General features: G+C 69.7%; 1 protein-coding gene. It reads left to right on the plus strand.

Annotation, left to right across the window (positions count from 1 at the left end):
- Positions 1 to 58: 58 nt before the first annotated feature.
- Positions 59 to 2,940: acyltransferase domain-containing protein (locus ACWDKQ_RS35610; protein ID WP_450143144.1), on the plus strand; the 2,882-nt coding region annotated here is incomplete at its 3' end.

Genomic DNA, 2,940 nt, shown 5'->3' on the forward strand with positions numbered 1-2,940 from the left:
GGAGCTGGCGACCGAGTCGGTGTCCTGGCCACGAACCGGGCACCCCCGCCGGGCCGGGGTGTCCTCGTTCGGGATCAGCGGCACCAACGCGCACGCCATCTTGGAGCAGGCTCCGGCTGCGCCTGTCACGGCGGCACCGGTTCCCCGGCCCGTGGTGCTGCCATGGGTGGTGTCCGGGAAGACGGCCGGGGCCGTCCGCGCGCAGGCCGCACGGCTCGCGGCTTACCTCAGGGAAACGACCGGTGTCACGGCTGCGGATGTCGCGATTTCCCTGGCCGCGCACCGGTCGGTGCTTGAGCACCGTGCGGTGCTCGTTGGCGAGAACTACGAAGAACTGCTGAACGCCGTGACTGAACTGGGCCAGGGCGGTTGCGCCGCAAACCTGGTTGAGGGCACGGCTCATGGACGAAGCCGGACGGCGTTCCTGTTCGCCGGTCAGGGGAGTCAGCGGGCCGGGATGGGCAAGGAGCTCTACGCCCGGTTCCCGGTGTTCGCGGAAGCCTTCGACGGGGTGTCGGCCGCGTTGGGCTCCCCGGTCGCCGACGATGAGGAGTCGCTGGCGCTGACCGGGTTCACGCAACCCGCGTTGTTCGCTCTGGAAGTGTCGCTGTTCCGGCTCGTGGAGTCATGGGGGATTGTTCCGGATTTCGTGGCCGGGCATTCGATCGGCGAGATCGCCGCCGCGCACGTTTCGGGTGTGTTGTCTCTCGAGGATGCTTGTGCGCTGGTGAGCGCGCGTGCTCGCCTGATGCAGGCGTTGCCCGCCGGTGGTGTGATGGTTGCCGTTGAGGCCACGGAGGACGAGCTTTCGCCGTTGCCGGAAGGTGTTTCGCTGGCGGCCGTGAATGGCCCGCGGTCGGTGGTGATCGCCGGGACCGAGGCGGCCGTGTCGCAGGTGGGTGGTTTCCGAAGCCGACGCTTGAAGGTGAGCCATGCGTTCCATTCGGCGTTGATGGAGCCGATGCTGGACGAATTCCGCGAGGTTGTGACCGGGCTGGCGTTCGGCACGCCCTCGATCGCGGCGGTGTCGACCGTGACCGGTGGGCTCGTGTCGGATGAGTGGTGTGACCCGGAGTACTGGGTGCGGCAGGTCCGCGAGACGGTGCGGTTCGCCGACGGGGTGAGGGCGCTGGAGGCCGCGGGTGCCACGGCGTTCGTGGAGCTCGGCCCGGACGGCGCGCTGTCCGCACTGGTCCAGGAGAACTTGGTGGACACCGCAGCGATTCCGCTGATGCGCAAGGATCGTGGTGAAGAGAAGTCGGCCGTCAGCGCGCTGGCGGAGCTGTTCGTCCTCGGCGTTGAACCGGACTGGGCAAAGCTGATCGCCGCCGGCCGCCGAGTGGAACTGCCGACCTACGCGTTCCAGCGCGAGCGCTACTGGCCGACGGCAGTCACCGGCTCGGGTAACGCCGCTTCGCTGGGGCTGGGCGCGACGGACCACCCGCTGCTGGGGGCTGGGGTCGAGCTGCCGGAATCCGGCGGATTCCTTTTTACCAGCCGCCTTTCGCTGACTTCGCACCCTTGGCTGGCCGAGCACAGGGTCGGCGGGGTGGTCCTGCTTCCCGGTACCGCGTTCCTGGAGCTCGCGGTTCGCGCTGGTGACGAGGTCGGCTGCGGGCACGTCGACGAGCTGGTCCTGGAAGTACCCCTGGTCCTGCCGCACGACGGCAGCGTCCAGATCCAGGTGGTGCTCGGCGGCTCCGACGAGGCGGGCGCCCGCACGGTGAGCGTCTACTCCCGTGGTGAGGACGTCCAGTGGACCCGCCACGCCAGGGGTGTCGTTTCCGCCGAGGCCCAGCCTGCGCCGGAAGCGGTTCCGTGGCCGCCCGTGGACGCGGAGCCGATCGGGCTCGACGGGTTCTACCAGCGGCTTGCTGATGCCGGTTTCGACTACGGTCCGCTTTTCCAGGGAGTGAAGTCGGTGTGGCGGCGCGGCAAGGAGATTTTCGCCGAAGTCGATCCGGGTGTGGTCGACACGAGCGGGTTCGGCCTGCACCCGGCGCTGCTGGACGCGGCCGTGCACTCCGCCGCGTTCGCGGGGATCGGCGGTCCGCGCCCCGACGTGCTTGCTTCCTCGGGCGCGGCATCACCCGAGGGAGGCCAGTTGCCGTTCTCCTGGAACGGGGTTTCGCTGCACGCCACCGGCGCTACGTCGCTGAGGGTACGGCTGAGTGTGTCGGGGCCGGCCACCGTGTCCCTCGAAGTCGCGGACCAGACCGGGCAGCCGGTCGTTTCGGTGCGAGCGCTGACTATGCGCCCGGTCGACACCGGTGCGCTGTCCGTGTCCAACCAGGACGCCCTGTTCCGGCTTGAGTGGCTGCCCGTTGCGGCGGGGCCACCGGGTTCCCTTGCCGTGCTGGGCGAACTGGCAGTCCCCGGTACGCCGGCCTTCACTACGCTCTCCGAGCTCGACATCGTGCCCGAAACCCTGCTGATCCCGATCGCCTCGGGCCCGCAAGAGGTCACGGACGCCGTGCGAGAGGTGACCGGCCGCGTACTGGACCTCGTGCAAACCTGGCTAGCCGCACCACAGTTCGCCAGGTCCCGCGCTTTTTTCGTGACTCGTGGCGCGGTTGCCGAGGGCAGTGCCGCGGGGGGCGCCGTCGACCTCGCCGCAGCCTCGATCTGGGGCCTGGTGCGCTCTGCCCAGACCGAGCACCCTGGCCGCTTCGGACTGGTAGACCTCGACTCGGAAGACGCTTCTCTGGAAGCCCTGCCAGGGGCGGTGGCTTCCGGTGAGCCGCAGGTACTCGTTCGCGCGGGTGAGATCCGGGGCGGGCGGCTCGTCCGAGTGCCGTCGAGCGGCGCGCTGGAGCCACCGTCCGGTCTGATGTTGCCTGCGGGTGCCGGTGCGGTGCGGCCGTTGCCGCTGCGGAGCTGGGATGTCCGCCGGGCGGTCGAGGCGTTCCGGTTCATGAGCCAGGCCCGTCATGTCGGCAA

Source organism: Saccharopolyspora sp. NPDC000995 (assembly GCF_053599315.1).